At 61.6% G+C, this 23,928-nt stretch carries 26 protein-coding genes and 1 riboswitch; of the genes, 21 read left to right on the forward strand and 5 right to left on the reverse strand.

Features of this window, described 5'->3' with window-relative positions:
- Nucleotides 1-190: 190 nt before the first annotated feature.
- The 5 genes from IF199_RS08510 to IF199_RS08530 all read left to right on the forward strand — a co-directional run bounded on the left by IF199_RS08510 (nucleotide 191) and on the right by IF199_RS08530 (nucleotide 4,864).
- Entirely contained in the window at nucleotides 191-1,243 is a 1,053-nt protein-coding gene (locus IF199_RS08510) for a DUF2066 domain-containing protein (protein WP_192560120.1), read from the forward strand.
- A gap of 36 nt (nucleotides 1,244-1,279) precedes the next feature.
- Entirely contained in the window at nucleotides 1,280-2,353 is a 1,074-nt protein-coding gene (locus IF199_RS08515; protein WP_096822987.1) for an AI-2E family transporter, read from the forward strand.
- A 219-nt stretch (nucleotides 2,354-2,572) separates the two neighbouring features.
- Complete coding sequence (hda, locus tag IF199_RS08520; RefSeq protein WP_003223042.1) at nucleotides 2,573-3,277, forward strand: DnaA regulatory inactivator Hda; 705 nt, start codon at nucleotides 2,573-2,575, stop codon at nucleotides 3,275-3,277.
- 214 nt (nucleotides 3,278-3,491) lie between these two features.
- Nucleotides 3,492-4,109: a C40 family peptidase gene (locus tag IF199_RS08525; RefSeq protein WP_096822988.1), complete on the forward strand. Its 618-nt coding sequence runs from the start codon at nucleotides 3,492-3,494 to the stop codon at nucleotides 4,107-4,109.
- A gap of 218 nt (nucleotides 4,110-4,327) precedes the next feature.
- Nucleotides 4,328-4,864, forward strand: a complete 537-nt coding sequence (locus IF199_RS08530; RefSeq protein ID WP_096822989.1) for a C40 family peptidase — start codon at nucleotides 4,328-4,330, stop codon at nucleotides 4,862-4,864.
- A 69-nt stretch (nucleotides 4,865-4,933) separates the two neighbouring features.
- Here IF199_RS08530 and IF199_RS08535 read toward each other — a convergent pair whose 3' ends face one another.
- Entirely contained in the window at nucleotides 4,934-6,247 is a 1,314-nt protein-coding gene (locus tag IF199_RS08535; protein WP_192560121.1) for a PQQ-dependent sugar dehydrogenase, read from the reverse strand.
- 66 nt (nucleotides 6,248-6,313) lie between these two features.
- The gene (locus tag IF199_RS08540; protein WP_085710581.1) at nucleotides 6,314-6,898 is read right to left on the reverse strand and encodes a hypothetical protein; all 585 of its coding nucleotides are present in this window, start codon (nucleotides 6,896-6,898) and stop codon (nucleotides 6,314-6,316) included.
- Between the two features lie 166 nt (nucleotides 6,899-7,064).
- A riboswitch (cobalamin riboswitch) is annotated at nucleotides 7,065-7,290 on the forward strand.
- A gap of 81 nt (nucleotides 7,291-7,371) precedes the next feature.
- Here IF199_RS08540 and cobO point away from each other — a divergent pair.
- Genes cobO through IF199_RS08605 form a run of 14 tightly spaced genes read left to right on the forward strand, consistent with a single transcriptional unit; the run spans nucleotide 7,372 to nucleotide 18,619 of the window.
- Nucleotides 7,372-7,983 carry a cob(I)yrinic acid a,c-diamide adenosyltransferase gene (gene cobO, locus IF199_RS08545; RefSeq protein ID WP_007950401.1) on the forward strand — a complete coding sequence of 204 codons (612 nt, stop codon included), beginning with the start codon at nucleotides 7,372-7,374 and terminating at the stop codon, nucleotides 7,981-7,983.
- Nucleotides 7,980-9,275, forward strand: coding sequence for a cobyrinic acid a,c-diamide synthase CobB (locus tag IF199_RS08550; RefSeq protein WP_192560122.1), 1,296 nt, complete (start codon nucleotides 7,980-7,982; stop codon nucleotides 9,273-9,275). The genes cobO and IF199_RS08550 overlap by 4 nt, the downstream gene beginning before the upstream one ends.
- Nucleotides 9,272-9,922 carry a 5,6-dimethylbenzimidazole synthase gene (gene bluB / locus IF199_RS08555; protein WP_192560123.1) on the forward strand — a complete coding sequence of 217 codons (651 nt, stop codon included), beginning with the start codon at nucleotides 9,272-9,274 and terminating at the stop codon, nucleotides 9,920-9,922. Before IF199_RS08550 ends, bluB begins: the two co-directional genes overlap by 4 nt.
- Nucleotides 9,919-10,827: an adenosylcobinamide-phosphate synthase CbiB gene (gene cbiB, locus IF199_RS08560; RefSeq protein ID WP_192560124.1), complete on the forward strand. Its 909-nt coding sequence runs from the start codon at nucleotides 9,919-9,921 to the stop codon at nucleotides 10,825-10,827. The genes bluB and cbiB overlap by 4 nt, the downstream gene beginning before the upstream one ends.
- Nucleotides 10,820-11,830, forward strand: a complete 1,011-nt coding sequence (cobD, locus tag IF199_RS08565; protein WP_192560125.1) for a threonine-phosphate decarboxylase CobD — start codon at nucleotides 10,820-10,822, stop codon at nucleotides 11,828-11,830. The genes cbiB and cobD overlap by 8 nt, the downstream gene beginning before the upstream one ends.
- Nucleotides 11,827-13,293: a cobyric acid synthase gene (locus IF199_RS08570; protein ID WP_192560126.1), complete on the forward strand. Its 1,467-nt coding sequence runs from the start codon at nucleotides 11,827-11,829 to the stop codon at nucleotides 13,291-13,293. Before cobD ends, IF199_RS08570 begins: the two co-directional genes overlap by 4 nt.
- The gene (gene cobU, locus IF199_RS08575) at nucleotides 13,281-13,802 is read left to right on the forward strand and encodes a bifunctional adenosylcobinamide kinase/adenosylcobinamide-phosphate guanylyltransferase (protein WP_096822997.1); all 522 of its coding nucleotides are present in this window, start codon (nucleotides 13,281-13,283) and stop codon (nucleotides 13,800-13,802) included. Before IF199_RS08570 ends, cobU begins: the two co-directional genes overlap by 13 nt.
- A complete protein-coding gene (gene cobT, locus IF199_RS08580) occupies nucleotides 13,799-14,854 on the forward strand; it encodes a nicotinate-nucleotide--dimethylbenzimidazole phosphoribosyltransferase (RefSeq protein WP_192560127.1) in 1,056 nt (351 codons plus the stop codon). Before cobU ends, cobT begins: the two co-directional genes overlap by 4 nt.
- The gene (gene cobC / locus IF199_RS08585) at nucleotides 14,851-15,426 is read left to right on the forward strand and encodes an alpha-ribazole phosphatase family protein (RefSeq protein WP_192560128.1); all 576 of its coding nucleotides are present in this window, start codon (nucleotides 14,851-14,853) and stop codon (nucleotides 15,424-15,426) included. The genes cobT and cobC overlap by 4 nt, the downstream gene beginning before the upstream one ends.
- 1 nt (nucleotide 15,427) lies before the next feature.
- The gene (locus IF199_RS08590; RefSeq protein ID WP_192560129.1) at nucleotides 15,428-16,159 is read left to right on the forward strand and encodes an adenosylcobinamide-GDP ribazoletransferase; all 732 of its coding nucleotides are present in this window, start codon (nucleotides 15,428-15,430) and stop codon (nucleotides 16,157-16,159) included.
- A gap of 56 nt (nucleotides 16,160-16,215) precedes the next feature.
- A complete protein-coding gene (locus IF199_RS08595) occupies nucleotides 16,216-16,620 on the forward strand; it encodes a MarR family winged helix-turn-helix transcriptional regulator (RefSeq protein ID WP_007950413.1) in 405 nt (134 codons plus the stop codon).
- 54 nt (nucleotides 16,621-16,674) lie between these two features.
- Nucleotides 16,675-17,883, forward strand: coding sequence for an MFS transporter (locus IF199_RS08600; RefSeq protein WP_096823001.1), 1,209 nt, complete (start codon nucleotides 16,675-16,677; stop codon nucleotides 17,881-17,883).
- Nucleotides 17,880-18,005: a hypothetical protein gene (locus tag IF199_RS30460; RefSeq protein ID WP_279612927.1), complete on the forward strand. Its 126-nt coding sequence runs from the start codon at nucleotides 17,880-17,882 to the stop codon at nucleotides 18,003-18,005. The genes IF199_RS08600 and IF199_RS30460 overlap by 4 nt, the downstream gene beginning before the upstream one ends.
- A 53-nt stretch (nucleotides 18,006-18,058) precedes the next feature.
- Complete coding sequence (locus IF199_RS08605) at nucleotides 18,059-18,619, forward strand: glutathione peroxidase (RefSeq protein WP_192560130.1); 561 nt, start codon at nucleotides 18,059-18,061, stop codon at nucleotides 18,617-18,619.
- A gap of 81 nt (nucleotides 18,620-18,700) precedes the next feature.
- Here the strand turns inward: IF199_RS08605 and IF199_RS08610 are convergent, their stop codons facing one another.
- The 3 genes from IF199_RS08610 to IF199_RS08620 all read right to left on the reverse strand — a co-directional run bounded on the left by IF199_RS08610 (nucleotide 18,701) and on the right by IF199_RS08620 (nucleotide 21,102).
- Nucleotides 18,701-19,972 carry an OmpP1/FadL family transporter gene (locus tag IF199_RS08610; RefSeq protein ID WP_096823003.1) on the reverse strand — a complete coding sequence of 424 codons (1,272 nt, stop codon included), beginning with the start codon at nucleotides 19,970-19,972 and terminating at the stop codon, nucleotides 18,701-18,703.
- A 146-nt stretch (nucleotides 19,973-20,118) separates the two neighbouring features.
- The gene (locus IF199_RS08615; protein WP_085732306.1) at nucleotides 20,119-20,601 is read right to left on the reverse strand and encodes a hypothetical protein; all 483 of its coding nucleotides are present in this window, start codon (nucleotides 20,599-20,601) and stop codon (nucleotides 20,119-20,121) included.
- Nucleotides 20,602-20,877: 276 nt separating this feature from the next.
- A complete protein-coding gene (locus IF199_RS08620; RefSeq protein ID WP_007950419.1) occupies nucleotides 20,878-21,102 on the reverse strand; it encodes a hypothetical protein in 225 nt (74 codons plus the stop codon).
- 953 nt (nucleotides 21,103-22,055) lie between these two features.
- Here IF199_RS08620 and IF199_RS08625 point away from each other — a divergent pair.
- The gene (locus IF199_RS08625) at nucleotides 22,056-22,379 is read left to right on the forward strand and encodes an SEL1-like repeat protein (RefSeq protein WP_096823004.1); all 324 of its coding nucleotides are present in this window, start codon (nucleotides 22,056-22,058) and stop codon (nucleotides 22,377-22,379) included.
- A gap of 175 nt (nucleotides 22,380-22,554) precedes the next feature.
- Entirely contained in the window at nucleotides 22,555-23,919 is a 1,365-nt protein-coding gene (locus tag IF199_RS08630) for a DNA recombination protein RmuC (RefSeq protein WP_176504913.1), read from the forward strand.
- Nucleotides 23,920-23,928: the final 9 nt, after the last annotated feature.

A 23,928-nucleotide genomic window follows, 5' to 3' on the forward strand; every position in this document is an offset into this window, starting at 1 on the left:
CGGCCGAAAAATTTTGCAATTGATGCTTCGGGTGACATCACAGGTGCCTGTATAAGGAACCGTCTATCGTTAGGGCTGTGCAAAAACTTATCGCCAGCGTGTGAATGTTTTGCAACGGCCAGTGGTCACAGGCTTGCTCAATCCGGTTCACGCGGCCTGTTCCAGCCGCTCTTGTCGACGGGAATTCTCCATGCGTTTGTGTAAATTGCTGTTAGTGGGTTGCTTGTCTCTGGTCAGCCTGGCGAGCCAGGCCGAAAACGTCAAAGGTCTTTATCAGGTGCGCGAACCGGTCAACGGCCAGTCGCCGGAGGAGCGTGATCGCGCCACTCAGTCCGCGCTCGACACGCTGGTGCTGCGTCTCACCGGCGACCCGAAGGCGCCGCAGAACCCCGGGCTGGCGCCGATTCGCAAGGACCCACAGCAGATCATCAGTCAGTTCGGCTTCGATGCCGGGCCACCGGAGGTATTGAAAGTTGATTTCGACCCGGCCACCACCGAGCAGGCATTGCGCCGTGCCGGGCTGGCGCTGTGGGGGGTGAGTCGGCCGTCGATCCTGAGCTGGTGGCTGAACGACTCCGCCGAAGGCTCAAGCCTGGTGGGCGACGGTCAGGCCAGTGCCGCGCCATTGCGGCGTGCCGCCCAGCACCGAGGGTTGCCGTTGCGCCTGCCGCTGGCGGATCTGAGCGAGCAACTGGTCGCGACCGCGCCGACGCTTGAAGGCACCGATCCCGCGCCGCTGCATGCAGCGTCTGAACGCTACAACGCTGACGCCTTGCTCGCCGTGCATGCCCGCGAAGAAGGCGGTCAGTGGCAAGCCAAATGGCATTTGTGGCTGGGAGATCAAAAGGAAGCGGGCAGCGTGCAAGGGGCTGATCAAGCCGCTGTTGCCGATGCCGTGATGCTGGCGGTCGCCGAGCGCCTGGCGCCTCGTTTTGTCGCCAAGCCGGGCGCTTCGGGTCAGCAGACTCTGGAAGTGCAAGGCATGAATCTGGAGCATTACGCGACGTTGCTGCGGATGCTCGAACCCTTTGGTGTGCGTCTGCAGAGTGTCGATGCCGATCGCATTGTGTATCGGGTGAACGGCAGTGCCGATCAGTTGCGGGCGCAGTTGTCGCTGGCGAAATTGCAGGAAATGCCGGCTGAGGCAGCTCCGGTGGCTCCGCAACCCGCAGTGCCGGGTGGTGCGCCTGTCGTTGCGCCGGCACCGATACCTGCGGCGCCGTTGTTGCGGTTTCGCTGGTAGGTTTTTCTTTCATATATAGAAGCAATGGAGTGTTACATGGCCGATACGCGGCGTTGGTTCTGGCTCGGTGGGGTGCTCCTGCTTTGCGCGTTTGTCTGGTTGCTGCATCCGATCCTCACGCCGTTTCTGGTGGCGCTGTTGCTCGCTTATCTGTTCGACCCTTTGGTGGATCGTCTTGAGCGACTTGGCTTGTCCCGTACCTGGGGCGTGATTGCGGTGTTTGCCTTGTTCACCCTGATCGTCACCACGTTGCTGCTGGTGCTGGTGCCGATGCTCGCCAAGCAGTTACTGCGACTGTATGAGCTGGCACCGCAGATGCTCGACTGGCTGCAGCACACAGCACTGCCGTGGGCGCAGTCGAAGCTGGGGCTGTCGGAGGGCTTCTGGAAATTCGACAAGGTCAAGGCGGCGATCACCGAACACATGGGCCAGACCACCGACATCGTCGGTGTGGTGCTGAGTCAGGCCACGGCCTCAAGTCTGGCGCTGATCGGCTGGTTGGCGAATCTGGTGCTGATCCCGGTGGTGAGTTTCTACTTGCTGCGCGACTGGGACGTGATGATGGCCAAGATCCGCAGCCTGTTGCCGCGTGACCGCGAAGAGCGTGTAGTGGCTCTGGCCGGCGAGTGTCACGAGGTGCTTGGCGCTTTCGTGCGCGGCCAGTTGCTGGTGATGCTGGCGTTGGGCGTGATCTATGCGGCGGGCCTGATGATTGTCGGTCTGGAGCTGGGCCTGTTGATCGGCCTGATCGCCGGTCTGGCGGCCATCGTGCCTTATATGGGGTTTGTGATCGGGATCGGCGCGGCGCTGATTGCCGGGCTGTTCCAGTTCGGTGGTGATCTGTATCCGATGATCGGGATCGTGGCGGTGTTCATGGTCGGTCAGGCATTGGAGGGCATGGTGCTGACGCCATTGCTGGTGGGTGATCGAATCGGTTTGCATCCGGTGGCGGTGATCTTTGCGATCCTGGCCGGCGGCGAGTTGTTCGGTTTCACCGGTGTGCTGCTGGCGTTGCCGGTGGCGGCGGTGATCATGGTGTTGGTGCGCCACGTCCATGACTTGTACAAAGACTCCGACATTTATAGCGGAGTGGATGATCCGAAGCTGTAAGGCGAGGGAGGGGCGCCCGGTGGATTGCCGGGTTGGCCCGTCTCATGCAGGCAATGCTGGCACTCGTGCGCCAAAGAAACTGTCATAAAACCAGCGTGTTAACGCAAACCTTTGATTTTGCTTGGGGTCTGTCGCATTGTGCGCTCCGCTTCACGGGTATAAACTTCGCACACTTTACACAGAGGCCACTAACGGTTCCTTGGGAACTGTTCAGTCAGCATGAAACCGATTCAGCTGCCCCTAGGTGTGCGTCTGCGTGACGACGCCACCTTCATCAACTACTACCCAGGCGCCAATGCCGCTGCACTCGGCTATGTCGAGCGTCTATGCGAAGCCGACGCCGGCTGGACCGAAAGCCTCATCTATCTGTGGGGCAAGCACGGGGTAGGGCGTACGCATCTGTTGCAGGCCGCGTGCCTGCGTTTCGAACAGATGGGCGAGCCGGCGGTGTACCTGCCGCTGGCCGAGTTGATGGATCGCGGCATCGAAATCCTCGACAACCTCGAACAGTACGAACTGGTCTGTCTGGACGACTTGCAGGTGATCGCCGGCAAGGCCGACTGGGAAGAGGCGATGTTTCACCTGTTCAACCGTCTGCGCGACAGCGGTCGCCGCTTGTTGATCGCCGCTTCAACCTCGCCACGTGAATTGCCGGTAAAACTGGCGGATTTGAAATCGCGCCTGACCCTGGCGCTGATTTTCCAGATGCGTCCTCTCTCCGATGAAGACAAATTGCGTGCCCTGCAATTGCGTGCATCCCGTCGCGGTCTGCATCTGACCGATGAAGTCGGGCATTTTATTTTGACTCGCGGGACCCGCAGCATGAGCGCGCTTTTTGACCTGCTCGAGCAGCTCGATCAGGCCTCTTTGCAGGCTCAGCGCAAGCTGACCATTCCCTTCCTGAAAGAAACCCTGGGCTGGTAAAACCGGGGCTTTCAGCGGGTTTCGGCATATTTCAGGCGCCAGAAAATCCGCTTTCCTGTGCACTGCGCAGGCCGCGTCTCGATTCAAATAGGCTTAAGCGCTTAGATGTAAACGAGAAACCGAGAAGTCACAAAAAGATCGATTGAATTTGCAAATGAGGCTGATAGCGGGCATAGTCTCGGCTTCTTTACAACTATCAGCCACGGTCGTGCCCATGCTAAAGCGCTTCGCACCCCTCGTGCCTCTCGCACTCGTCACCCTGTTGTTCGGTTGCGCTGCTCATTCACCTGTTAATCAAGAGCAGCAACAGGCTAAAAATTCTGCCACCGCTCAGTCTTCCGTTATTTATCAGGAAGAGCTGGACACCGAGAAAGAACTCGCCGCTTTCAACGGCAAGAAGCCTTATCAGCTTCCGGTTCTGGCAGACAGTATTCTTGAACGCGGCATGTCCCTGATCGGTACCCGTTACCGTTTCGGCGGTACCTCTGAAGCCGGGTTCGATTGCAGCGGTTTCATCGGCTATCTGTTCCGCGAAGAAGCCGGCATGAACCTGCCGCGCTCCACCCGCGAAATGATCAACGTGGATGCTCCGCTGGTATCGCGCAGCAACCTCGAGCCGGGCGACCTGCTGTTCTTCGCCACCAATGGTCGTCGCGGTCGTGTAAGCCACGCCGGGATCTACCTGGGCGACAACCAGTTCATCCACTCCAGCAGTCGTCGCAGTGGCGGTGTCCGCATCGACAGCCTGGGTGACAGCTACTGGAGCAAGACCTTCATCGAAGCCAAGCGCGCTTTGGCGAACGCTCCAACCGTGGTTACCGCTCGCAAGTAATCTCGCCTTGGTCGCCACGCTCGTGGCGACAAGCGGTCCTTCAGGGGCAATAGACTTAAACTTTACAAGGTGAAGTTAAAGTCTTACTTGAAGTTTGCCGCGTAGCCGCTAGAATCCTGATCTATATTGATGGCAAACCGCCTGCGTCCCAACGCAGGCGGTTTTGTTTTCTGTCGAATCGGCAGTAAAAGCCGCAGCCAGATCAGGATGTTCTGCTTATGACGATGCCGGCCCGCCTCGCCCTGATGTTCTTCGCAGCGCTGCTCAGCGCTTGCGCCAGTCGCACTCCGCCGCCAGCCCCTGTGGTTCGCGCGCCGATTGTGTTCGGATCCTCCCAGGCTTTTTCTCCCGCTGCCGAAGACGTGCTGTTCCGTGCGCTCGGGCTGGTGGGCACGCCTTATCGCTGGGGCGGCAACACGCCGGACTCGGGCTTCGATTGCAGTGGCCTGATCGGTTTTGTCTACCGCGATGCGGCCGGTATCAGCCTGCCGCGTTCGACGCGCGAGTTGATCGTCATGCAGGCGCCGAATGTCGGCAAGGAGGGTTTGCAGACCGGCGACCTGATCTTCTTCGCCACCAATGGCGGCTCTCAGGTCAGCCATGCGGGGATTTACGTCGGGGAAGGGCGCTTCGTTCACGCACCGGCCACCGGCGGCACGGTGAAGCTGGACAGCCTGTCGAAAGCGTATTGGCAGAAGGCCTACCTGAGTGCCAAGCGTGTTCTGCAGCCGGAGCATCTGGCGCATAACCCGTAGTCATCCGAAGCAATAAAAAACCTGTGGGAGCACATTGGCTCCTACAGGTTTTTTTGTTTCAGGGCCGGGCTATTTAGCCGCCGAAACTCGCCACACCTTGTTCCCCACATCATCCGCCACCAGCAATCCACCTTGCTGGTCGATCACCACGCCGACCGGGCGCCCCAAAGCGTTCTCGTCCTTGTCGAGGAAGCCGGTCAGCACGTCCACTGGCGTTCCGCTCGGTTTGCCTGCGGCAAACGGGACGAAGATCACCTTGTAGCCACTGTGCGGCTTGCGATTCCACGAGCCATGCTGGCCGATGAACGCGCCCTCCTTGAATTGTGCTGGCAACGCGTTGCCCTCGGCGAACGTCAGCCCCAGTGAGGCGGTATGCGGGCCTACGGCGTAGTCGGGAGCGATGGCCTTGGCCACCATCTCTGGCTGTTGTGGTTCGACGCGGACATCGACATGCTGGCCGTAATAGCTGAATGGCCAGCCATAAAACCCGCCGTCCTTGACCGAGGTGATGTAGTCCGGCACCAGGTCGCTGCCGATCTCGTCCCGTTCGTTCACCGCTGTCCACAGCGCGCCGCTTTTGGGTTCCCAGGCCAGACCGTTGGGATTGCGAATGCCCGAGGCGAAAATCCGATGGTTGCCGGTCGCGCGGTCCACTTCCCAGATTGCCGCCCGACCTTCTTCCTGATCCAGGCCATTCTCGCCGACGTTACTGTTCGAGCCGACGGTGACGTACAGCTTGCTGCCGTCCTTGCTGGCAATGACGTTCTTGGTCCAGTGGTGGTTGAGCGGGCCACCCGGCAGATCCACGACCTTGATCGGCTGGCTCTTGATCTCGGTTGTGCCGGGTTCGTAGTGAAAGCGCAGCAAACGGTCGGTGTCGGCAACATACAGATCGTTGCCGACCAGCGTCATGCCGAACGGTGAGTTGAGGTTTTGCAGAAACACCGTGCGCGTTTCCGCCACGCCATCGTGATCGGCGTCACGCAGCAGGGTAATGCGATTCGGGCTGGGAACCCCGGCGCCCGCACGGCCCATGACTTTTTTCATCACCCAGCCGCGTATGCCTTTGCCATCGTCCGGTTTCGGCGGGGCATTGGTTTCCGCCACCAACACATCGCCATTGGGCAGCACGTAGAGCCAGCGCGGGTGATCGAGGTTTTCGGCAAACGCCGCCACCTGAGTGCCTGCCGCTGGTGTCGGTTTCGTGCCGGCCGGCCAGCCGATCGCCGGGGCGATGTTCACCGTCGGGATCAGGGTCTTGTTCGGTTCGGGCAGTTTGGGGGACGGGCCGGTGCCGTCCGAGACTTGCAGGCTGGAGGATTCACCACAGGCGGTGAGCCCTCCGGCGAGTGCGATGACGAAAACGAGCTGGGGCTTGCGCATTACTGATCTTCCCTATGAATGCATTCCTAATCATAGAGAAGTGCGCAAGCCCGATGGTTCCACCCCTCAGCCGCGAGCTTCCTTGAACAGCACGGCAATGCCGGGGTGGTAGTTGCCGGCCTCGCTGCGCAATTTGCGATAGGCGTAGGGGAAATACCAGGCGACGGCGCAGGTGTGTTCCTTTTGCAGGTCGTCGACCATGTCCTGCAGTTCTTCGGGGCTGGCGCTGTGTTGGGCTTTCTGTGGGGCGACGAACAGGCAGCCGAGCTTGAGATCGCTGGCGTAGCTGATGCGCTTGGCGTCGCTGGTGATATCGGCCAGGGCCTGGGTCAGATTCAGGCTGTTGACGCGCGGCCAGCGTTGCGTCGCCTGGATGTAGGCGCGATCTTCGGCGCCGGCCAGGAACAGGTCGGCGCGGGCATTGCGCTCGCCTTCCTCGTTCTGCTTGCGGGTGGCGGTGTCGCGCAGGGTGACCAGTTCGGCCATCCACGCGGCGGCGGACAACAGGCCGAGGTTGGCTTTTTCGTCGTGCCAGTACGGCGTGTCGTTGTCGCCGCGCACGGCGTTGTAGCGGTCGATACAGTCAAACCAGCGTTCCAGCACCGGGCGCAGGAATTCCAGCCGCGGATTGCTGATGATCATGCCTTGCATGGTGCTCTCCCTTGTTATTGTGATGTGCTCTCTGCATTCAAAAAGCATGGCTCTTTGATATCACTGCTGACAGTGTGGCACAAGATTGGCGTCAGATAATTGATCGACGGCAGTTATTCGCTTTCAGGGGGCCTCTTCATTTGACGCTCCACCCCCAACCCTCTAACCTTCGCGGCTTGTTTCAGGTGCTCTGTGACCGCTGTCGACAGAGTGAAACAGGGAAGTCGGTGAGGATGGTCTTCAAGCGAAGAACCATCACGATCCCGGCGCTGCCCCCGCAACGGTAAATGAGTAAAAGCTGCGTCCGATGCCACTGCTGCAAAGCGGGAAGGCGCGCAGCCAGGCCAAGGCCGCTCATGAGCCCGGAGACCGGCCTGATCCATCCAGCGGCATCACGGTGGGCGATGCCAGGCTTGTTGCCGTCTATTCTTGTGCCTGCCCGCCGTTATCCAGCCTCAACGGAGAGCTCCCCCATGACTGATTCCCCCGAACGCGACGAGCGCCATCTGGCGCGCATGCAGCGCAAAAAAGCCGTGATCGACGAGCGCATCGCCAATTCGCCAGACGAATGCGGCCTGGTGCTGGTGCTGACCGGCAATGGCAAAGGCAAAAGCAGCTCGGCGTTCGGCATGCTCGCCCGCGCCATGGGCCACGGCATGCAGTGCGGCGTGGTGCAGTTCATCAAGGGCCGCAACAGCACCGGGGAGGAGCTGTTCTTCCGCCGCTTCCCCGAGCAGGTACGTTTTCATGTGATGGGCGAAGGTTTCACCTGGGAAACCCAGGATCGCCAGCGCGACATCGCCGCTGCCGAAGCTGCATGGGAAGTGTCCCGCGAACTGCTGCGTGATCCGTCGATCGGTCTGGTGGTGCTCGATGAGCTGAACATCGCTCTCAAGCACGGTTACCTCGATCTGGATCAGGTGCTCAGCGATCTGCAGGCCCGTCCGCCGATGCAGCATGTGATCGTCACCGGCCGCGCTGCCAAGCCGGAAATGATCGAGATGGGCGACACCGTCACCGAAATGGGCATGATCAAACACGCCTTCCAGGCCGGTATCAAAGCGCAGAAAGGCGTCGAACTTTGAATCAACCACGTCACTGCCCGGCGGTATTGATCGCCGCGCCGGCCTCCGGCCAGGGCAAGACCACTGTCACCGCCGCGCTGGCCCGTCTGCACCGCAATCAGGGGCGCAAGGTTCGCGTATTCAAATGCGGCCCGGATTTTCTCGACCCGATGATCCTCGAGCGCGCCAGCGGTGCGCCGGTCTATCAACTGGACATGTGGATGGTCGGCGAGCAGGAAAGTCGACGTCTGTTGTGGGAAGCCGCCGCTGAAGCCGATCTGATCCTGATCGAAGGCGTGATGGGCTTGTTCGACGGCACACCGTCGAGCGCCGACCTGGCGCGGCATTTCGGCGTGCCGGTACTCGGCGTGATCGATGGCACGGCCATGGCCCAGACCTTCGGCGCCTTGGCGCTGGGTCTGGCGCGCTACCAGCCGGACCTGCCGTTCGCCGGCGTGCTGGCCAACCGCGTCGGCACCGTGCGCCATGCGCAGTTGCTCGAAGGCAGCCTCACTGAAGGTCTGCGCTGGTACGGCGCGTTGTCCCGGGAAACCGGGATAGAACTGCCAAGTCGCCATCTCGGTCTGGTGCAGGCCAGCGAACTCAATGACCTCGATGTGCGCCTCGACGCCGCCGCCGAAGCGCTGGCCAGCACTTGCGAGGTAGCGCTGCCACCGGCCGTCGAATTCGCCGCGCCTGAAATCGTCAAGACCGAAAGACTGCTCGAAGGCGTGCGGATTGCCGTCGCCCGTGACGAGGCGTTTGCCTTCACCTATGGCGCCAGTCTCGATCTGTTGCGGGCGATGGGCGCGGAGCTGAGTTTCTTCTCGCCGATCCGCGATACGCAATTGCCCGAGGCCGACAGCTTGTACCTGCCCGGCGGTTATCCGGAATTGCATCACGTTGCCTTGTCGCAGAACGCCTCCATGCTCGACGCGATCCGCGCGCATCACGCCGCCGGCAAACCGCTGCTAGCCGAGTGCGGCGGCATGCTGTATTTGCTCGATTCGTTGACCGATGTCGAAGGCACCCGCGCCGGACTGGTCGGTTTGCTCAATGGCGATGCGGTGATGCAAAAACGTCTGGCGGCGCTGGCTCTGCAATCGGTCGAACTGCCGGAAGGCTTGCTGCGCGGTCACACCTATCACCATTCCCTGACCACCACCGAACTGACACCCATTGCCCGTGGCCACAGCCCCAATGGCGGGCGCGGTGCCGAAGCGGTGTATCGGGAAGGGCGGATGACCGCCTCGTACGTGCACTTTTACTTCCCGTCGAATCCGTCGGCGATTGCCGCACTGTTGGTGCCATGACCGACAACGCATTCACTGAAGCCGAGCGCGAAGCGGTCTATCGCGCCATCGCCGAACGCCGCGACATGCGCCACTTCAGCGGCGGCACGGTCGAGCCTGAATTGCTGCGCCGATTGCTTGAAGCCGCACATCAGGCACCGAGCGTCGGTCTGATGCAGCCATGGCGCTTCATCCGTATCAGCGACCGCGCGCTGCGTGGCCAGATCCAGAACCTTGTTGAAGAAGAACGCGTACGCACCGCCGAGGCCCTCGGCGAGCGCAGTGACGAGTTCATGAAGCTCAAGGTCGAAGGCATCAACGACTGTGCGGAAGTGCTGGTCGCAGCCTTGATGGACGATCGCGAGCGACACATTTTTGGCCGCCGCACGCTGCCGGAAATGGACATGGCCTCATTGTCCTGCGCGATCCAGAACCTGTGGCTGGCGGCGCGCGCCGAAGGCCTGGGCATGGGCTGGGTGTCGCTGTTCGAACCGCAGGCGCTGGCCGATCTGCTGAAACTGCCGGCCGGGGCCAAGCCGCTGGCGGTTCTGTGTCTGGGACCGGTCAAGGAATTCTATCCGGCGCCGATGCTGGTACTCGAAGGGTGGGCGCAGGCGCGTCCGCTCAATGAGCTGCTGTATGAAAATTTCTGGGGAGTGAGTCAATGAGTATGGCGTTGTTGAGTGTCGCCGCGGTCGCGCTGGATGCGCTGCTGGGTGAACCGAAACGCTGGCATCCGCTGGTGGCGTTCGGCAATTTCGCCGGGCGCATCGAGCAACGTTTCAATAGCGGTGGTCGCGGCTGGCGCAGCCATGGCGTCACCGCGTGGGTGATCGCGGTGCTGCCGCTGACCCTGCTGGCCACGGCATTGTCCTGGGCGCCGTATGTGGGCTGGGTGGTCGAGATTCTCGCGCTGTATTGCGCCCTCGGCATGCGCAGTCTCGGCGAGCACGTCGAGCCGGTGGCCAAGGCCCTGCGCAGCGATGATCTGGAAGAAGCGCGCAAACGCGTGGGTTATCTGGTCAGCCGTCAGACCAGTGAACTGGACAGCACCGCTGTCGCCCGCGCCGCCACTGAATCGGTACTGGAGAACGGCAGCGATGCCGTGTTCGCCGCACTGTTCTGGTTTGTCGTGGCCGGTGCGCCGGGCGTGGTGCTCTATCGTCTGAGCAATACGCTCGACGCGATGTGGGGCTATCGCAACGAACGCTTCGAGCGTTTCGGCTGGGCGGCGGCGAAGATCGACGACGTCCTCAACTACATTCCTGCGCGGCTGGTGGCGTTGACCTACGCGCTGCTGGGCAAGACCCGACTGGCGCTGAAATGCTGGCGCACCCAGGCGCCGAAATGGGACAGCCCGAACGCAGGCCCGGTGATGGCTGCCGGTGCGGGTGCGCTGGGCGTCGAGTTGGGCGGGCCGGCGATCTATCACGGCGAGCTGCACGAGCGTCCGCAACTGGGCGAAGGCACGCCAGCCGACGCCGATTCCATCGATCGCGGCTGGCAATTGGTCCAGCGCGGGGTATGGTTATGGCTGCTGATTCTCTGCGTGGGGGCTGAATTCTATGCTTGAGCACGGTGGCCGGCTGCGCAGGGCGGCGCTCGAATACGGCATCGCTGAAGAAGACTGGCTCGACTTGTCCACTGGCCTCGCGCCATGGCCGTTTCCGGTTCCGGACATTCCGCTGCGGGCGTGGGCGCGCTTGCCGGAAACCGATGACGGCCTGGAGCAGGCGGCGTGCGACTACTACGGTGCCGCGCAAGTGTTGCCGGTGGCCGGTTCGCAGATGGCCATTCAGTTGCTGCCGCGTTTGCGCCGGGCCGGCAAGGTCGGCGTGTTGTCGCCGTGTTATGCCGAGCATGCCGAAGCCTGGCGGCGCAGTGGTTACATCGTGCGCGAAGTGCTGGAGCAGGAAGTCGATTTCTTCCTCGACAGCCTCGATGTGTTGGTGGTGGTCAACCCGAACAACCCCACCGGCCTGAGCCTGACCCCGGCGCGCTTGCTCGACTGGCATGCGCGGCTGGCCCAGCGCGGTGGCTGGCTGGTGGTCGACGAAGCGTTCATGGACAACACGCCGCAGTTGAGCCTGGCTCCGCATGCGCATCAGGTCGGACTGATCGTGTTGCGTTCGTTCGGCAAGTTTTTCGGCCTGGCCGGTGTGCGGCTGGGGTTCGTGCTGGCCGAGCGCAAGTTGCTCCGGTTGCTGGCCGAGCAGGTCGGACCCTGGGCCGTCAGCGGGCCGACCCGCGTGTTGGGTCAAACCTGCCTGCAAGACACCGAAGGTCATACCCGCCAGCGGATCCGCAGTGACGAGGTCAGTGAACGGCTGGCTGCGCTGCTCGAACGCTACGGCTTCAAACCTCAGGGTGGTTGCGCGCTGTTTCAGTGGTTGATCACCGAACACGCCGCCGCGCTGCACGAGTTCATGGCCCGCCGGGGCATTCTCCTGCGCCTCTTCGCGCACAACAGCAGTCTGCGTTTCGGCCTGCCCGCCAACGCCGCCGATGAAGCGCGTCTTGAGCAAGCTCTGCAAGCCTTCGCCCTGGACCGCTCTATGGAAAACCAACCAGCATGACCACATTAATGGTGCAGGGCACCACCTCCGACGCCGGCAAAAGCACGCTGGTGACGGCACTGTGCCGCTGGGCAACCCGTCAGGGCGTTGCCGTGGTGCCGTTCAAACCGCAGAACATGGCGCTCAACAGCGCGGTGACTGCCGACGGTGGCGAAATCGGTCGGGCGCAAGCGGTGCAGGCGCAAGCCGCTCACCTTGAGCCACACACCGACATGAATCCCGTGCTGCTCAAGCCCAACAGTGACACTGGCGCTCAGGTCATCATCCACGGTCGCGCGGTCACCAGCATGAACGCCGTCGCCTATCACGACTACAAAGCCATCGCCATGCAGGCCGTGCTCGCCTCTCATGAGCGCTTGAGCGCCGCCTATCCGCTGGTGATGGTCGAGGGCGCGGGTTCGCCGGCAGAGATCAACCTGCGTGCCGGCGATATCGCCAACATGGGCTTCGCCGAAGCGGTGGATTGCCCGGTGTTGCTGATTGCCGACATCAACCGTGGCGGCGTGTTTGCCCATCTGGTCGGCACGCTGGAACTGCTGGCGCCGAGTGAACAGGCGCGGGTGAAGGGCTTCATCATCAATCGTTTTCGCGGCGATATCGCCTTGCTGCAACCGGGCCTCGACTGGCTGGAGCAGCGCACCGGCAAACCAGTGGTGGGCGTGCTGCCGTACGTGATGGACCTGCATCTGGAGGCCGAGGACGGCATCGATCAGCGCCAGACCGACAAGGCCGAGCAAGTCTTGAAAGTGGTGGTGCCGGTGCTGCCGCGCATCAGCAACCACACCGATTTCGATCCGCTGCGGCTGCATCCGCAGGTGGATCTGCAATTCATCGGCCCGGGGCAAGCGATTCCGCCGGCCGATCTGATCATCCTGCCGGGCTCGAAAAGCGTGCGCAGCGATCTTGCGTATCTGCGCGCCAATGGCTGGGAAACCGCCATCAGCCGACATCTTCGTTACGGCGGCAAGCTGCTGGGAATCTGCGGCGGTCTGCAAATGCTCGGCGAGCAGGTCCATGATCCGCTGGGCCTTGAAGGCGCGCCGGGTTCCAGTGCCGGTCTGGGGCTGCTGGCGTTTGAAACGCAGCTCGAAGCCGAGAAGCAATTGCGCAATGTGCGCGGGCGTCTGGCGCTGGAAGATGCCGAGGTTAGCGGTTATGAAATTCATGCCGGCGTGACCACGGGAGCTGCGCTGGAAAACGCCGCTGTGCATCTGGACGACGGCCGCTGCGACGGCGCGCAAAGTCTCGACGGGCAGATTTTCGGCACCTACCTGCATGGCCTGTTCGAATCGCCGGCGGCCAGTGCGGCGCTGTTGCGCTGGGCCGGTCTGAACGATGTGCAGGAGGTGGATTACCACGGCCTGCGCGAACGCGACATCGAGCGGTTGGCGGATCTGGTGGAGAAGCATCTGGATACCGGGCTGTTACGTGAACTCTGTGGAATGTCCCCATGCTCCAACTGATCCTCGGCGGCGCCCGCTCCGGCAAAAGTCGCCTGGCTGAAAAACTCGCCACTGACAGCGCGCTGGCCGTGACGTACATCGCCACCAGTCAGCCGCTGGATGGCGAGATGAATGAACGCGTCGCTCATCACCGCGCCCGTCGTCCCGCCGAATGGGCGTTGATCGAAGAGCCGCTGGAGCTGGCCCGGGTCCTGCGCGAAACCGCCAGTGCCGAACGTTGCCTGCTGGTGGATTGCCTGACCCTGTGGCTGACCAATCTGCTGATGCTCGAAGACGCCGAACGCCTCGCTGCCGAACGCGAAGCCCTGCTCGAATGCCTGGCGTCGCTGCCGGGTGAAATCATTTTTGTCAGCAACGAGACCGGAATGGGTGTCGTGCCGCTGGGCGAATTGACTCGCCGCTACGTCGATGAAGCCGGTTGGCTGCATCAAGCTCTGGCCGAGCGTTGTCAGCGAGTCGTCCTGACGGTTGCCGGCCTGCCCCTGACTCTGAAAGGACCTGCGTTATGACCCAAGCCTGGTGGCTGAACCCGTGCAAACCGGTGGATACGGACGCCGTTGAAAACGCGGCGGCGCGTCAGCAGCAATTGACCAAACCCGCCGGCTCCCTCGGGCAGCTCGAATCGGTGGCGGTGCAACTGGCCGGATTGCAGGGCCAGATCAAACCGCGCCTCGATCAGGTCTGGATCGCGATTTTTGCCGGTGACCACGGCGTTGTGGCCGAAGGGGTTTCCGCGTTCCCGCAGGAAGTCACCGGGCAGATGCTGCTGAACTTCGTCAGCGGCGGCGCGGCGATCAGCGTGCTGGCGCGACAACTCGGCGCGCAGCTGGAAGTGGTGGATCTGGGCACCGTTACCCCGTCGCTGAATCTTCCGGGCGTGCGTCATCTGAACATCGGCCCGGGCACGGCGAATTTCGCCAAGTGCCCGGCGATGACTTCGGCTCAGGGCGAGTTGGCCCTGCAAGCCGGCCGCGACAGCGTGCTGCGCGCGAAGGCGGCGGGTGCGCAACTGTTCATCGGTGGCGAAATGGGCATCGGCAACACCACGGCTGCCAGTGCGCTGGCCTGTGCGCTGCTCGATTGCCCGGTGGTTCATCTGACCGGTCCCGGCACCGGGCTGAATGCCGACGGCGTCAGCCACAAGGCGCAGGTGATCGAGCGGGCACTGGCGCTGCACGCGGCGCAGCGCGGTGATGCGTTGCAGACCCTGTTCAATCTCGGTGGCTTCGAGATTGCGGCGCTGGTGGGCGCGTATCTCGCTTGTGCTCAGGAAGGTGTCGCGGTGCTGGTGGACGGTTTCATCTGCACGGTTGCGGCGTTGGTGGCGGTGCGGCTGAATCCGGCCTGCCGTGAATGGCTGCTGTTCGGGCATCGCGGTGCCGAACCGGGTCATCGTCATGTGCTGGAAACCCTCAGTGCCGAACCGCTGCTCGAATTGGGCCTGCGTCTGGGCGAGGGCAGTGGCGCGGCGCTGGCGGTGCCGTTGCTGCGTCTGGCCTGCGATCTGCACGGCCAGATGGCGACCTTCGCCGAAGCCGCGGTAGCGGATCGCCCGGCATGACCTTGCATCTGGACCTGCTGCGCCACGGTGAAACCGAACTCGGCGGCGGCCTGCGCGGCAGTCTCGACGATGCACTGACCGAAAAGGGCTGGGCACAGATGCGCGAGGCGGTGATCGGGCAGGGGCCGTGGGATCGGCTGGTCAGTTCGCCGTTGCAGCGTTGCGCGCGATTCGCTGAAGAGTTGGGTGCGCAACGGGATCTGTCGGTATCTCTGGACAAGGATCTGCAAGAGCTGCATTTCGGTGCCTGGGAAGGGCAGAGCGCAGCGGCGTTGATGGAAACCGATGCCGAAGCGCTTGGGCTGTTCTGGGCAGATCCGTATGGGTTTACCCCGCCGCAGGGGGAGCCGGTCAGCGATTTCTCCGCGCGAGTGCTGGCGGCGGTCATGCGCTTGCACGCGGCGCATGCGGGAGAGCGGGTGTTGCTGGTCAGTCATGGCGGCGTCATGCGTCTGTTGCTGGCTCGTGCCCGTGGGTTGCCCCGTGAGCAGTTGCTCAATGTCGAAGTCGGTCATGGCGCGTTGTTTTCGCTGATCGTTGAGGCTGATGGTTCGCTCAAGGAAGTACGCTGACATGCTGCCCCTGTGGATCGCCCTGCAATTTCTCAGCAGCCTGCCGATTCGTCTGCCGGGCATGCCAGCGCCTGAAGAACTCGGCCGCTCGCTGCTGTTTTATCCGCTGGTGGGATTGCTGTTCGGCGTAATTCTCTGGGCGCTGAACGTTGCGTTGGCTGGCGCGCCGTTGCTGCTGCATGCCGCGTTGTTGCTGACGGTGTGGGTGCTGCTCAGCGGCGCGTTGCACCTTGATGGATTGGCGGACAGCGCCGATGCGTGGCTCGGCGGTTTCGGTGATCGCGAGCGTACGCTGACGATCATGAAGGATCCGCGCAGCGGGCCGATCGCGGTGGTGACGCTGGTGCTGGTGTTGCTGCTCAAGTACGCCGCGCTACTGGCGTTGATCGAGCAAAAACAAGGCCTGGCGTTGATCATTGTGCCGCTACTTGGGCGGGCGGCACTGCTCGGACTGTTCCTCACCACAACCTATGTGCGGGCTGGCGGGTTGGGGCAGGCGCTGGCCGATCATCTGCCGCGCAAAGCGGGTTGGCAGGTGCTGGCGATGAGTGCGGCGGCGTGCGTGTTGATTGCCGGGTTCAATGCTGTCGTGGCGCTGCTGCTTTCGGTCGTCGTGTTCATCTGGCTGCGGCATTTGATGGTGCGGCGACTGGGCGGAACCACGGGCGATACGGCCGGCGCACTGCTGGAATTGCTGGAGATGTCAGTGCTGGTCGGGCTGGCCTTGTTTTGATAAGTAACTTTGATCTGTAACTTGATTTAACACAGTCGCGGGTATATACACGCATCATGCTTCCTTCTCAGTGTTTGTGCACCAACCTGCGTCGCGCCGCGCGTGGCGTCAGCAGGCATTACGACGGCGCTCTCGACGGCTTCGGGATCAACGTTGCCCAGTATTCTCTGCTGTGCAACCTGCAGCGTCTGGATCAACCGAGCATTTCCGAACTGGCCGAGGCCATGGGTCTGGATCGCAGCACCCTCGGACGCAATCTGCGGGTGCTGGAAGGCGAAGGTCTCGTGGCGCTGGCCGAAGGCGAAGACATGCGCAACCGCATCGTCCGGCTCACCGAAACTGGCGCACAACGTCTGGCAGCGGCCCTGCCGGCCTGGGAAGCGGCGCAACAGCGGTTGATCGACCGACTGGGTGCCGAGAAGCGTGAAACCTTGCTGCGGCTATTGGATGAACTGGCCTGAGGGCCGGTTTTTTCCGAATCTAAGCGGGTATATACCCGCGACTGGAGAATAACAATGAGTTCGATGTGGCGTACGTGCGGTTGGGTGTTGCTGGGGAGTGCGCTGATTCTGGCGTTGTCATTGGGCGTGCGGCACGGCTTCGGGCTGTTCCTGTCGCCGATGAGCGCCCAGTTCGGCTGGGGGCGTGAAGTGTTCGCCTTCGCCATTGCCTTGCAGAACCTGATCTGGGGTCTGGCGCAACCGTTCACTGGCGCACTGGCTGACCGTTTTGGCGCAGCGAAAGTGGTGCTGATCGGTGGCGTGCTCTACGCCTTGGGGCTGGTGTTCATGGGCCTGTCGGAAACAGCGTTGGGCCTGTCCCTGAGCGCCGGTTTGCTGATCGGTATCGGCCTGTCCGGCACGTCGTTCTCGGTGATCCTCGGCGTGGTTGGCCGCGCCGTGCCGCCGGAGAAGCGCAGCATGGGCATGGGCATTGCCAGCGCCGCCGGCTCCTTTGGCCAGTTCGCCATGTTGCCAGGCACCCTCGGGCTGATCGGCTGGCTGGGCTGGTCTGCCGCGTTGCTGGTGCTGGGTTTGCTGGTGGCGCTGATCGTGCCGCTGGTGAGCATGCTCAAGGACAAGCCGCTGCCGGTGCTCGGGCATGAGCAAACCCTGTCTGAAGCCTTGCGCGAGGCCTGCTCGCACTCCGGGTTCTGGCTGCTGGCGTTCGGTTTCTTCGTCTGCGGTTTCCAAGTGGTGTTCATTGGTGTGCACCTGCCGGCGTATCTGGTCGATCAGCATCTGCCGGCTACCGTCGGCACTACCGTGCTGGCGTTGATCGGGTTGTTCAACATCTTCGGCACCTACACCGCCGGCTGGCTGGGCGGGCGCATGTCCAAGCCGCGTCTGCTGACCGGTTTGTACCTGTTGCGAGCGGTGGTGATCGGGCTGTTCCTGTGGCTACCGGTGACGACGACCACGGCGTATCTGTTCGGCATGGCCATGGGTTTCCTGTGGTTGTCGACCGTGCCGTTGACCAACGGTACGGTGGCGACCTTGTTTGGCGTGCGAAACCTGTCCATGCTCGGTGGGATCGTGTTCCTGTTCCATCAGCTCGGCTCGTTCCTCGGCGGCTGGCTGGGCGGGGTGGTGTATGACCGTACCGGGAGTTATGACTTGATCTGGCAAGTGGCGATTCTCTTGAGCCTGTTGGCGGCTGCGCTGAACTGGCCAGTGCGCGAGCGCCCGGTCGAGCGTCTGCAAACCCACGCGAGCGCTGCATGAACGGCTACTGGCCTCGAATGCTGGCCATCGCAGTCGGTGCCGCGTTGCTGGCGCTGGTGTGGTGGGGCTGGCACCAGGGCGGCCTGGCGCTGATGCAGTTGGGCATGGGCGCTTGCTTGTAGGCTTTGAGGGCGAGTAACGTCGGGTTCTGACGAATGCATCAAGGAAGCCCGACATGCTCAAGCGCTGGTGTACTGTTCCCGCGTTGCTGATGGCGTTGACCGGACTGACCCAGGCCGCGGACTGTCCGGAGCTGCTGCAAGGCTCGCTGCCCAAGTTGCGGGCCAAGGAGTCCATCGACCTGTGCCAGCACTACGCTGACAAACCGCTGGTGGTGATCAACACTGCCAGCTTCTGTGGTTTCGCCCCGCAGTTCGAAGGCCTCGAAGCGCTCAATCAGCGCTACAAGGCGCAAGGGTTGGAGATGCTTGGCGTACCGTCCAATGACTTCAAGCAGGAGTCCAAGGACAGCGCCGAGACCGCCAAGGTCTGCTACGCCAACTACGGCGTGACCTTCACCATGACCGAGCCACAGAAGGTCCGCGGTGACGGTGCCACCCACCTGTTCCAGGTACTGGCCGCGCAAAGCAGCGCGCCGAAGTGGAACTTCTACAAATACGTGGTTGATCGCCAGGGCAAGGTGATTGCCAATTTCTCCAGCCTGACCAAGCCTGACGATCCGGAGTTTTTGGCGGCCATCGAGAAAGCCATCGCGTCGAAGCCCCTGAAACCCTGATTGACGCCCATTAAAAAGCCCCGCCTCTGTCGAGAGAGCGGGGCTTTTTAGTGGGCGAGGGGTTAGCCTCGCCATACAGCATCAGAAGCGGTAGGTTGCGCCAACACCGAAACCGTTTGCCGAGTTTTCATACTTGGAATCGTAGGTCTGACCGCGATCGTTCTCGTTGCGGATGCTGACTTTCTCTTCCTGCAGGTACGAGTAAGCGACGTCGATGGTCAGGTCTTCGGTCGGGCTCCAGCCGGCACCGATGCTGAAGATCGTGCGGTCGCCGGTAGGGATGCGTGGCGAACGGTCGACGTTGTTGGTCGGCGACTGGTCGAAGGTCAGACCGGTGCGCAGTACCCATTCCTTGTTCAACTGGTAGGACGTACCGATGGCGTATGCCCAGGTGTCATGCCAGTTCTGTTCTTCGGTGATCTCGCCGAACTGGCCAGCCAGTGCAGGTTGAACGCCGGAGTTCTTGACGGTGATTTTTTCCAGCTGGCTCCAACGGGTCCAGGTAGTACCGGCGTAGACGTTCCAGCGATCGTTGATCGCCTGAGTGACCGAGAAGTCCACGGATTCAGGTGTGGTGATCTTCAGCGAAGCGTCGTACTTCTGGCTGGAGCTGAGGCCGGCCAGGGCCAGAGCGCCGTAGTTGACCTTGGTGTTGCCTTCGAGCTTGTAGTCGACTTTCGAGTGGTAAGTCAGACCCAGGCGAGTGGTGTCGGTCGCTTGTACCAGCACACCGATGTTGTAGCCCAGTGCAGTGTCGTCACCCTTGATCTTGACCTTGCCGTCCGGCAGGGCCTGAGTGATCGACAGGTTGGATTCCAGGGTGCCGTCGATACGGTTGATGGTCGGACCGAAGCCGATCGACACGACGTCGTTGAACTTGTAGCTGACAGTCGGCTGGAAGGTGATGACTTGTACTTCGGACTTGCTGCCGAAGTAACGGCCGGCAAAGCCTTTTTCATAGTCGGTAATCAGGCCGAAAGGTACGTAGACACCCAGGCCGAATGCCCAATGCTCGTCGATCGGCTTGACGTAGTAGCCCATAGGTACGGAGGTAAAGGGCACCATGTCGCCTTTGTTGCTGCCGCCGTTAGGGCTGGAGCGACCATCGCTGATATCGGTCTTGGCGTCGAGGAATGCAACACCACCGGTGACTTGTTCGCGCGTGATGCGCGACATGCCGGCAGGGTTGCCATAAACAGTGCTTGCGTCGTCGGCAGAAGAAGATCGCCCGGCGTACCCAGTCCCCATCCCGCTGATGCTGTGTTCGTTGATGGCAAAGCCAGCTGCGAAAATCTGGGTGGATGCCAAGGAAACGGCAAGGCTAAGGGTGGTTTTGAGCATTACTTTTTTCATTATTAGAACTCCTGGTGATCACCGGGGCGAAAATTACCAACATTTTCGTCCCAGCGCTATAGTCCGTATGGCTTGAGTTAGAGCGGTTTTGTAGGACAATCCGACCAGATTCGCGACCCGTTGGACGATCTTGCGAAACTGGCGAGTCAGCACGCGACCTGATTCAGCGGTGAAACACAGGTCTGCCATGCACAGGTGAAGTCACGCAGACGACCCTGGGGCTGAAAGGTCTGACGCCAGATACGCGCCATTCCCAGCAGGTCGTCCGGGTCGGGGAGGGTGGGATTCTGTTCTTCGACCAGCAGCCAGGCGATGGCGGTGGCGTAACGCAGGTTGACGGTGAGTTCGAGGTGCGGGCCGCTGAGAAAGGCATGCTGGCTGGCGAGGCCGCGAACCAGGCTGGCGCGCTCCGGATCGAGCGCCAGATAATGATCCCAGAGCGCCTGGTGGCGATGCTCGGCAATCCGGTACAGGCCGTGGCCGCGGCGGTCATGCAGGGCGGAACCGAGGGCGGACTGGCTGGCGGCGATGCCCAGCAGCAGGGATTCGGCGGTGGCGCAGTGACGTCCCAGATAAATCAGCGTTGGACGGATCACATAGCGGCACAGTTCGCTGGCAGCGATACCCATAAAACCCTCGGATCTTGTTATTGGGCGGCGAGACCTGAAGGGGAGCTTGGCAGCTGTGAATCGACTCAGGCCCGCCGGAAGCGGATCACGCCGCTTGAGTTGAAGTGTAGTGTCATATTCGCGACGTAAAGGCCTGTTTTTAAAATATTTCCGGCGAGCAGTTATAACCGTTATATCGGTTGGTGCTTAACCGTGAGCGGCAAAAAGAGAAACATCGGGCAATAAAAAGCCCCGCGTTTCAGGCGGGGCTTTTGCTTTTGCAGCCATTTCGGCCTCTCAGGCGATCAATGCCTGACGGGTGCGATCAATCACGGCCTGCAGCGGTTCGGCGCTGGAGTACTGATCGGGGTACAGACGCTCGCTGTGGCGGGCGATCCCGTGTTCATTGACCACGGTGAAGCTGAAGCAGCCTTTGCGAGCAGCCATGATCAGGCAGTTCATTGGAGCAAAAGCGTTGGTTAGGGTGCGAATGGCATCCTGAGTCTGGATTTGAGTAGACATAGTTATTAGGTGTTCCTACAAATGACACGGATAAGAACCGTGCAACGTTAAAACGTTCCAGTAACGTCGACCACCATTGGTCGAACGAAGAACCCGACTGGAACAAAGCAGCCAGTTTGAAGCGCTGATAAGTTGGCGCGCTTGGGCTGGCAGGTAGGTACTTAGGAGGGCAGGCAACACATCGAGGGCAAAGGTTCTGGGCCCGGGGTGAAGATCCTGATCAATTTGCAGGTTGGTTCGGTCAGAGTAAGTGGTCTTCGCAACACCCTTTGCATTCGATTCAAAGGCTGTGTCGTCGCAAGATTTACCTGGAAACCATCGAGGGGTCGGTCCCGCTTTGTCGGAGGAGGCTTCTCGGGGAGAAGGCTGACCGTGGGGTTTGTTCGACCGGAATTGACTTTCAGCTTGGTACTAACGCCGCGGATACTAACGGAACACTTCGAGGAAGGCAAACCTGATTTTTAAAAAGAACCAACAGACGGTGCCTCAAGCCCCGGCCCCGCCCCGATTTGGCTCACATTCCGACCGTCGGTCGTCGCAGAGGGCAAGCCGAACCCGCGAAGCGCAAGGGCTTATCCCCAACCCGGCTGCCAAAACGACCCGAAAAAGCGCACCGATATAACCGCGTAACAGGTACTTGTGCACATTAGTTGCGCGGACGGTAACGACGCTGTCACATCGATCCTGACCCCGGTGGCTGCCTGTAACGAAAGTTTAAGTCAATGAAAAACATCGCTTTTTTTTACTGGTGAAAAAATCGTCAGTTTGACTGCGGGCCCCATTCCACAAGGCTTTGCGGCGAGTCAGGGACGGTTGTCCACTGAGTTATCCACAGCTTCTGTGGATTGTCCCGAGCGCTTGCTCTAGCACGGGCGTGCCGGGTTTTTTTCGACTTTACCTGTGCGAAAAAAAGAGTAGAGTGGCGCGCCCTCCGATCTGTCCCACAGTGCTTTATGAAGTTTCGCTCAGCTCCAGATTCTGTTACCTCCCAACCCTCTCGTGTTACCGCTCCCAAGCGATTTTCCGTGCGCGTGGCCGAATGGCTGCTGGACAGCCCGCGCCTGGGCGACAGCCAGAACGCCAAGCACCTCGCCGGCCGCCTGCTCAAGCAACCGGCCCGGGAAGGCGTGGTTGCTGCACAAAGTCGCCTTGGCCAGTTGATGTGCCGTGAGTGCGGCAATGCCCGGGATCGTCGTATCGGCCAGGACCTGCTGCGTCAGGCTGCCCGTGCGGGTGATCGACGTGCGCAACAGGAACTCGGCCTGATCGAAGACTGAGCTGTCCAAGACCTGACGCCTTGGTTAACCTTCAGACTTTATCGGATCGGCGGGAATGACTATGGCGATGGACTTGACCAGCATCTTGCTCGGGTTGGCGGGCGCGGCCGTGCCGCTGCTGGCGCTGGCCTGGCAACTGCAGCGCCGGGCCAGTCATGGCGAGTCCGAAGTCGCGTTGCTCGAAGAACGACTGGCCATGGCACAAATGGCCCAGGACGGCCTCAACGCCCAGCTCGAAGCCAGTCGCGACGAAGTCGCCGACCTCGGCCAGGCCAATGCCTCCAAACAAGCGGATCTTGCGGCCGTGCGCCGGGAAGTCGAACTGTTGCAGATCGAGCGCGACGACGCCCGTGACGCCGCTCATGCCTGGAACCTCGAGCGCGCCAACAAGGAAGCCGAGCTGCGGCGCCTGGACGCTCAGGCGGCTTCACTGAGTGCCGAGTTGCGTGAGCAGCAGGAAAGCCATCAGCAGCGTCTCGATGACCTGCAAGGTTCCCGTGACGAGTTGCGCGCCCAGTTCGCCGAACTGGCCGGCAAGATCTTTGATGAACGTGAACAGCGTTTCGCCGAAACCAGTCAGCAGCGTCTCGGGCAGTTGCTCGACCCGTTGAAAGAGCGCATCCAGTCCTTCGAAAAGCGTGTCGAGGAAAGCTATCAGGCCGAAGCCCGCGAGCGCTTCTCGCTGGCCAAGGAGCTTGAGCGCCTGCAGCAACTGAACCTGCGCTTGAGCGATGAAGCGACCAACCTGACCCGCGCCCTGAAAGGCCAGAAAACCCAGGGCAACTGGGGCGAGCTGATTCTGGAGCGGGTCCTGGAACATGCCGGGCTGGAGAAGGGCCGCGAGTACCAGACCCAGGTCAACCTCAAGGGCCCGGACGGCGAGCGCTTTCAGCCGGACGTGATCATTTACCTGCCGGGCGATAAACAAGTGGTGGTCGACTCCAAGGTCAGCCTCACGGCGTACCAGCAATACGTGGCGGCCGATGACGATGCGATTGGCCAGATCGCCATGAAGCAGCACGTGCTGTCGCTGCGCAGCCACGTCAAAGGCCTGGCCGGCAAGGACTACAAGCGTCTGGAAGGGCTGCACAGCCTCGATTTCGTCTTGCTGTTCGTGCCCATCGAAGCGGCGTTTTCTGCGGCGTTGCAAGCCGAGCCGACGCTGTTCCAGGAAGCCTTCGACCGCAACATCGTGATCGTCAGCCCGACCACGCTGCTCGCCACCCTGCGGGTCATCGACAGCCTGTGGAAGCAGGAGCGCCAGAGCCAGAACGCCCGGGAAATCGCCGAGCGTGCCGGATGGCTGTACGACAAGTTCGTGTTGTTCATTCAGGATCTGGACGAAGTCGGTAATCGTCTGCAACAGCTGGACAAAGCCTACAGCGCAGCGCGAAACAAGCTGACAGAAGGGCGCGGCAACCTTGTCAGCCGCAGCGAGCAGCTCAAACTGCTCGGCGCACGGGCCAGCAAGAGCCTGCCGGCAGATCTGCTGGAACGCGCAATGACCGATGCCGACGGCTTGGTCGAGCTGCCTGAATAAGCGGCGTTG

Origin of the sequence: Pseudomonas allokribbensis, from assembly GCF_014863605.1 — a bacterium.
In the GTDB taxonomy this organism is placed as follows: domain Bacteria; phylum Pseudomonadota; class Gammaproteobacteria; order Pseudomonadales; family Pseudomonadaceae; genus Aquipseudomonas; species Aquipseudomonas allokribbensis.

Excerpts from the sequence above, each read along its gene's own strand:
- IF199_RS08510 (WP_192560120.1), top strand. The coding sequence starts at position 191 with ATGCGTTTGTGTAAATTGCTGTTAGTGGGTTGCTTGTCTCTGGTCAGC.
- IF199_RS08595 (WP_007950413.1), top strand. The coding sequence starts at position 16,216 with ATGCTTCCTTCTCAGTGTTTGTGCACCAACCTGCGTCGCGCCGCGCGT.
- bluB (WP_192560123.1), top strand. The coding sequence starts at position 9,272 with ATGACCGACAACGCATTCACTGAAGCCGAGCGCGAAGCGGTCTATCGC.
- cobD (WP_192560125.1), top strand. The coding sequence starts at position 10,820 with ATGCTTGAGCACGGTGGCCGGCTGCGCAGGGCGGCGCTCGAATACGGC.
- IF199_RS08540 (WP_085710581.1), bottom strand. The coding sequence starts at position 6,898 with ATGCAAGGCATGATCATCAGCAATCCGCGGCTGGAATTCCTGCGCCCG.
- IF199_RS08625 (WP_096823004.1), top strand. The coding sequence starts at position 22,056 with ATGAAGTTTCGCTCAGCTCCAGATTCTGTTACCTCCCAACCCTCTCGT.
- IF199_RS08615 (WP_085732306.1), bottom strand. The coding sequence starts at position 20,601 with ATGGGTATCGCTGCCAGCGAACTGTGCCGCTATGTGATCCGTCCAACG.
- IF199_RS30460 (WP_279612927.1), top strand. The coding sequence starts at position 17,880 with ATGAACGGCTACTGGCCTCGAATGCTGGCCATCGCAGTCGGTGCCGCG.
- IF199_RS08515 (WP_096822987.1), top strand. The coding sequence starts at position 1,280 with ATGGCCGATACGCGGCGTTGGTTCTGGCTCGGTGGGGTGCTCCTGCTT.
- cobU (WP_096822997.1), top strand. The coding sequence starts at position 13,281 with ATGCTCCAACTGATCCTCGGCGGCGCCCGCTCCGGCAAAAGTCGCCTG.
- IF199_RS08600 (WP_096823001.1), top strand. The coding sequence starts at position 16,675 with ATGAGTTCGATGTGGCGTACGTGCGGTTGGGTGTTGCTGGGGAGTGCG.
- IF199_RS08535 (WP_192560121.1), bottom strand. The coding sequence starts at position 6,247 with ATGCGCAAGCCCCAGCTCGTTTTCGTCATCGCACTCGCCGGAGGGCTC.
- cobO (WP_007950401.1), top strand. The coding sequence starts at position 7,372 with ATGACTGATTCCCCCGAACGCGACGAGCGCCATCTGGCGCGCATGCAG.
- cobC (WP_192560128.1), top strand. The coding sequence starts at position 14,851 with ATGACCTTGCATCTGGACCTGCTGCGCCACGGTGAAACCGAACTCGGC.
- IF199_RS08590 (WP_192560129.1), top strand. The coding sequence starts at position 15,428 with ATGCTGCCCCTGTGGATCGCCCTGCAATTTCTCAGCAGCCTGCCGATT.
- IF199_RS08570 (WP_192560126.1), top strand. The coding sequence starts at position 11,827 with ATGACCACATTAATGGTGCAGGGCACCACCTCCGACGCCGGCAAAAGC.
- IF199_RS08530 (WP_096822989.1), top strand. The coding sequence starts at position 4,328 with ATGACGATGCCGGCCCGCCTCGCCCTGATGTTCTTCGCAGCGCTGCTC.
- IF199_RS08620 (WP_007950419.1), bottom strand. The coding sequence starts at position 21,102 with ATGTCTACTCAAATCCAGACTCAGGATGCCATTCGCACCCTAACCAAC.
- IF199_RS08525 (WP_096822988.1), top strand. The coding sequence starts at position 3,492 with ATGCTAAAGCGCTTCGCACCCCTCGTGCCTCTCGCACTCGTCACCCTG.
- IF199_RS08610 (WP_096823003.1), bottom strand. The coding sequence starts at position 19,972 with ATGAAAAAAGTAATGCTCAAAACCACCCTTAGCCTTGCCGTTTCCTTG.
- IF199_RS08605 (WP_192560130.1), top strand. The coding sequence starts at position 18,059 with ATGCTCAAGCGCTGGTGTACTGTTCCCGCGTTGCTGATGGCGTTGACC.
- cbiB (WP_192560124.1), top strand. The coding sequence starts at position 9,919 with ATGAGTATGGCGTTGTTGAGTGTCGCCGCGGTCGCGCTGGATGCGCTG.
- cobT (WP_192560127.1), top strand. The coding sequence starts at position 13,799 with ATGACCCAAGCCTGGTGGCTGAACCCGTGCAAACCGGTGGATACGGAC.
- hda (WP_003223042.1), top strand. The coding sequence starts at position 2,573 with ATGAAACCGATTCAGCTGCCCCTAGGTGTGCGTCTGCGTGACGACGCC.